5 protein-coding genes are annotated in these 5,298 nt (G+C 73.1%); all 5 read right to left on the bottom strand.

Annotated elements, in window-relative coordinates; all coding sequences use genetic code 11:
* The coding region (gene ftsZ, locus IEZ31_RS52625; RefSeq protein ID WP_229837184.1) for a cell division protein FtsZ at positions 1-1,047 on the bottom strand (1,047 nt) is incomplete at its 3' end.
* Positions 1,048-1,288: 241 nt separating this feature from the next.
* On the bottom strand, positions 1,289-1,789 hold the full coding sequence (locus tag IEZ31_RS52620; protein WP_190257716.1) for a DinB family protein: 501 nt from the start codon (positions 1,787-1,789) through the stop codon (positions 1,289-1,291).
* Positions 1,786-2,544, bottom strand: coding sequence for a cell division protein FtsQ/DivIB (locus tag IEZ31_RS52615; protein ID WP_190257715.1), 759 nt, complete (start codon positions 2,542-2,544; stop codon positions 1,786-1,788). Before IEZ31_RS52615 ends, IEZ31_RS52620 begins: the two co-directional genes overlap by 4 nt.
* A gap of 4 nt (positions 2,545-2,548) precedes the next feature.
* Positions 2,549-3,997 carry a UDP-N-acetylmuramate--L-alanine ligase gene (gene murC / locus IEZ31_RS52610; RefSeq protein ID WP_190257714.1) on the bottom strand — a complete coding sequence of 483 codons (1,449 nt, stop codon included), beginning with the start codon at positions 3,995-3,997 and terminating at the stop codon, positions 2,549-2,551.
* 79 nt (positions 3,998-4,076) lie between these two features.
* Positions 4,077-5,183: an undecaprenyldiphospho-muramoylpentapeptide beta-N-acetylglucosaminyltransferase gene (murG, locus tag IEZ31_RS52605; RefSeq protein ID WP_190257713.1), complete on the bottom strand. Its 1,107-nt coding sequence runs from the start codon at positions 5,181-5,183 to the stop codon at positions 4,077-4,079.
* Positions 5,184-5,298: the final 115 nt, after the last annotated feature.

Here is a 5,298-nt window from a genome sequence, read left to right as displayed (position 1 = left end):
GGGCGGCGGCGGGGCCTGGCGCTCGGTCGAGACCGGCTCCTTCGGCGGCGGGTTGTGGGCGGCCGTGCGCCGCGGCGCCTCGACCGGGCGGTACGCCGGCGCGCCGCCGTCGAAGCCGGCCGCGATCACCGTGACCCGCACCTCGTCGCCGAGGGCGTCGTCGATCACGGCGCCGAAGATGATGTTCGCGTCCGGGTGGGCCGCGTCGGTGACCAGCTGGGCCGCGTCGTTGATCTCGAAGAGGCCCAGGTCGGAACCGCCCGCGATGGACAGCAGGACGCCGCGGGCGCCGTCCATGCTCTGCTCCAGCAGCGGGCTGGAGATCGCCGACTCGGCGGCCTCGACCGCGCGGTTGTCGCCGCGGGCGCTGCCGATGCCCATGAGGGCGCTCCCGGCACCGCTCATGACGCTCTTGACGTCGGCGAAGTCGAGGTTGATGAGGCCGGGCGTGGTGATCAGGTCGGTGATGCCCTGCACACCGGAGAGCAGCACCTGGTCGGCCTGGCGGAACGCGTCCATCATGCTGATGCCGCGGTCACCGAGCGCGAGGAGCCGGTCGTTCGGGATCACGATGAGCGTGTCGCACTGGTTGCGCAGCTCCTCGATGCCCGCTTCGGCCTGCACCTGGCGGCGCTTGCCCTCGAACGAGAACGGCCGGGTGACCACGCCGATGGTGAGCGCGCCGAGCTTCCGCGCGATGTTCGCCACCACGGGGGCGCCTCCGGTGCCGGTGCCGCCACCCTCGCCGCAGGTGACGAAGACCATGTCGGCGCCCTTGAGCACCTCTTCGATCTCGTCCCGGTGGTCTTCGGCCGCGTTCTTGCCGACGTCCGGATTCGCACCCGCACCCAGCCCGCGCGTCAGTTCCCGGCCGACGTCGAGCTTGACGTCGGCGTCGCTCATCAGCAGGGCCTGTGCATCGGTGTTGATCGCGATGAACTCGACGCCCTTGAGGCCAACCTCGATCATGCGATTGACGGCGTTGACCCCGCCGCCGCCGATGCCGACGACCTTGATGACCGCGAGATAGTTGTGCGGATGAGTCATCGGACCACCTTTCCTTTCGAGGTTGGCGAGCGCCGATCCTTCCCGGAGCCGTCGAACCGGTGAAACCAAGCCCGAGTGCCCGACCCCGCGACGGGCGGCGTCCGCCGAATGCGAACGCACAAGACGAGGGTCCCGCAAACCCTCACCCTTTACTAGAGGCTTATAGTTATGTCAACTAATGCCTTATCGCAAGGTAAGGGCCCGACTGTCGTGATCCAAGGACCGCCACCCGGCGTGTCGGCTATTCGCCGACGACGCCGTCGACCAATTCCCTAACGGCGTCCAGGTGCCCGTTGTGACGGGCGGTCTCCTCGATCATGTGCAGCAGCACCCAGCGGACCGACACGACGTTGCCGTGCCGCCGGCCGGCGCACGTCGCACCGAGGTCGAGACCGGCCACGATCCGCCGCGAGACCGCGCACTGGGCGCGGTACCGCGCGAGCACGGCGTCGAGCGAGTCACCCGGCCGGCGGCGCCACTCGAGGTCGGGGTCCTCCTCGGTCCAGTGCAGCGGCACGTCCAGCCCCGCCACGACCCGCTCGAACCAGTACGACTCGACCGACGTGAGATGCGACACCAGCCCGGCCGCGCTGGTCAGGGGCGACGCCGGCAGCGGCGCCCGCCAGGCGTCCTGCTCGCCGAGCCCCGCGCACTTCACGTGCACGGTCTCCCGGTGCCAGTCCAGCCAGGCCGACACGAGGGCCCGCTCGTCGCCGACGAACGGCAGCTCCGGCCGGCTCACCGCTCCACCACCACGCCGGGCGCGCTGACGTCGAGCGTGCGGCCCGGCGCGACCTGGGTGAACTCCAGCACGCGCACCTTGGCCTCGTTCTCGGTCGCGTCGCCCCACACGATCGTCCGGCCGTCGGTCAGCTCCAGCCGGATCCGGGTCGGCGACTCGGCGACGAGCGCCGTCATCATCGCCCGCAGGAACGGCGGCAGCGCGGCGAGCACGGTGAGCGCCGCCCGGGTGGTGGGGTCGCCGGGCTCGGGCTCGGCCAGCCGGACGAGCGGCAGCCCGGCCGGGGGCGACTCGACCGGCAGGTAGCCGACGCCCTCGGCGTCGATCAGCACGAAGCCGCCGACCTTGACCACCGCGGCCACTGCCGACCGCTCCTCGACCCGCAGCCGCAGTGTGTGCGGGAAGTCCACCGACGCGGCGACCGTGCGCACCGGCTTGAGCTGCCGCACCCGGCGCTCGACGGCCCGCAGGTCCACCCGGGCCAGTGGCGTGCCGCCGGGCACCGCCGCGGCCTGCCGGACCGCGCCGGCGCTCAGCGTCGCCGCCCCGGTCACCTCGATCCGCTCGACGCCGAACACCGGCGTGGCGAGGACGACCACGGCCGCCGCCCCGAGCAGGGCGGCGACCGCGAGCGCGACCAGCCAGGGCCGGGCCGCGCGGAGGCGGTGCTGCCGGGCCCGCCGCGCGAACCGCCGCACCGACTGCGGCGCGTCGCGAGGGGCCAGCACGAGCCGCCAGCCGCGCGTCTGCGTCAACGCGTCAGTCCGCCTTCGAGTGGCGACCGACGTACTCGCCGCCCTGCGCCGCCTTCAGCGAGGCCAGCAGCTCGTCGCCCATGAGCGAGATCGGCGGGGCACCCATCGTGACGACCACGTCACCGTCGCGGACCCGGCGCACGACCTCGCCCGGCACGTCCTCCCACGACGGGACGAACACCTTGTGCCCGTCGGGCAGGCCGACGGCGGCGGTGAGGGCCACCCCGCCCTCGCCCGGCTCGCGGAGCTCGCCCGGGCCGAAGACCTCCATCACGATCGCCTCGTCGGCGAGCGCGAGCGCCTCGGCGATCTCGGTCTGGAAGTCGCGGGTGCGGTACATCCGGTAGGGCTGGAAGACCACGACGAGCCGGCCGCCGGCGGCCACCTCGCGCAGCGTGCGCAGGGCCGCCGCCATCGGGACCGGGTGGTAGGCGTACTCGTCGTAGACCTTGACGCCCGCCTCGGTGCCCTTGAGCTCGAACCGCCGGCGCACGCCCGGGAACGCGGCGAGCGCCTCGATCGCGGTCTCCGCCGGGATGCCCAGCCGCAGCGCGACGAGCAGGGCGCCGGCCGAGTTCAGCCCGAGGTGCGCGCCGGGCACCGGCAGGAAGACCTCGCCCAGCGGGACGCCGTCGTGGTGGGCCACGTACCGCACGCCGGCCGCCGACGACCGCACCTCGCTGATGCGCAGGTCGGCGTCGGGCGCGGTGCCGTAGGTGACCACGTCGGCGCCGTTGGCCCGGGCCCGCACCGCCATCCGCATCGCCCCGGCGTCGTCCGCGCAGGTCACCACGAACCCGCCCGGCGCCACCCGGCCGCAGAACTCGACGAACGCGTCCTCCAGGCCCTGCAGGTCGCCGTAGGTGTTGAGGTGGTCGGCGTCGATGTTCGTGACGACGGCGACGTGCGGCTCGTACAGCAGGAACGAGCGGTCGCTCTCGTCCGCCTCGGCGACGAACAGGTCGCCGCTGCCGTGGTGGGCGCTGGAGCCGGCCGCCGAGATCTCCCCGCCGATCACGAACGAGGGGTCGGCCCCGCCGTGCTGCAGGATCAGCGTGATCATCGACGTGGTGGTGGTCTTGCCGTGCGTGCCGGCCACGGCGATGGCCCGCCGGCCGACCATCGTGGCCGCCAGGGCCTCCGAGCGGTGCAGCAGCCGCAGCCCCCGCTCGCGGGCCGTCGCCAGCTCGATGTGGTCCTTCGGGATGGCCGTCGAGTAGATCACGGTGTCGACGCCGTCGAGGTTCGACGGCTCGTGGGTGCGGTAGATCGTGCCGCCGAGCGCCTTGAGCGCGGCGAGCTGCGGCCACTCCTTCAGCTCGCTGCCCGACAGCGGGATGCCCCGCGTGAGCAGCAGCCGCGCCAGGCCGCTCATGCCGACCCCGCCGACCCCGACGAGGTGCACCGTGCCGAGATCCTCGGCGGTCAGCTTCTCAGTCGTGTTCTCGCTCATGCGCCCTCCGCTCCGCTCCGGCCGCAATCGCACAGGCTGAGCCCATGATGACCGGCCCCTCCGCTCCGCTTGGGACCGGTCATGCCCCGACCACCTTCAGCAGGTACCGACGCAACGCCTCGTCGCCGTCACGGCGGCCGTATCCGGCGGCGGCGCGGCTCATCGCGGCGAGCCGGGCGCCGTCGCGCACCAGCGGCACGACGGTCTGGGTGACCCACTCGGGCGAGAGGTCGCCGTCCTCGACGATCAGGCCGCCGCCGGCCTCGACCACCGGCAGCGCGTTGCGGCGCTGCTCGCCGTTGCCCCACGGCAGTGGCACGTAGATCGCCGGCATCCCCACGGCCGCCGTCTCGGCGCAGGTCATCGCGCCGCCCCGGCAGAGCGCCAGGTCGCCCGCGGCGTAGCCCAGCTCCATCTCGGACAGGAACTTGATCTTCACGTAGGGCGCCGGGAGGCCGGTGGGCACCTCGACGTCGTCGTTGCGCGCCCCGATGATGTGCAGCACCTGCACCCCGGACGCGGTGATCTGCTTCGCCGCCCCCGACACCGCCAGGTTGATCGAGCGGGCGCCGGCCGACGCGCCGAACACGAACAGCGTCGGCAGGTTCGGGTCGAGCCCGAAGTGGGCCCGGGCCTCGGCCCGCAGGGCAGCCCGGTCGAGCCGGGCGATGCTCTGCCGCAGCGGGACGCCCACCACTTCCTTGCCGGCCACCGCCGGGATCTGCTGGACCTGGTGCGGGAAGCCGAGCACGAGGTGGTCGGTGAACCGCATGCCCATCTTGTTGGCGACGCCCACCGGCACGTTGACCTCGTGGATGATCAGCGGGGTCTTGCGCCGCCAGGCGGCGAGGTAGGCCGGGACCGAGACGTAGCCGCCGAAGCCGACGACCGCGTCGGCGTTGACCTCGTCGAGGATCGCCCGGGTCGCCTTGGCCGCCTTGTACATCCGGTCCGGGGTGCGCACGAGGTTCATGTTGACCGAGCGGGGCAGTTGGTGGGCCGGAACGTGGCGCAGCTCGTACCCGCGCTGCGGGATGATCTCCGACTCCATGCCCCGGGCTGATCCGATGCAGGTGATGCGCAGATCGGGGTCGTGCCTGCGCAGGCAGTCGGCGAAGGCGAGCAGCGGGTAGATGTGCCCGCCGGTGCCTCCGCCGGCCAGCACCACCGAGCGCAGCGCTGCCATCAGGTGCTCCTTCCGCGGGACGGCCCCGACAGCGTCGCGGACCGGCCCGTCGCGCGTGTCGAGGGGGCCTCACCGTCGCTGTCCTCGCGAGCGCGCGGCAGCGGCGGCAACGGCG

Source organism: Dactylosporangium sucinum (assembly GCF_014647515.1).
Lineage (GTDB): Bacteria > Actinomycetota > Actinomycetes > Mycobacteriales > Micromonosporaceae > Dactylosporangium > Dactylosporangium sucinum.
The sequence above is the reverse complement of the archived record's forward strand: the minus strand, read 5'-3'. Positions and strand labels throughout refer to the sequence as shown.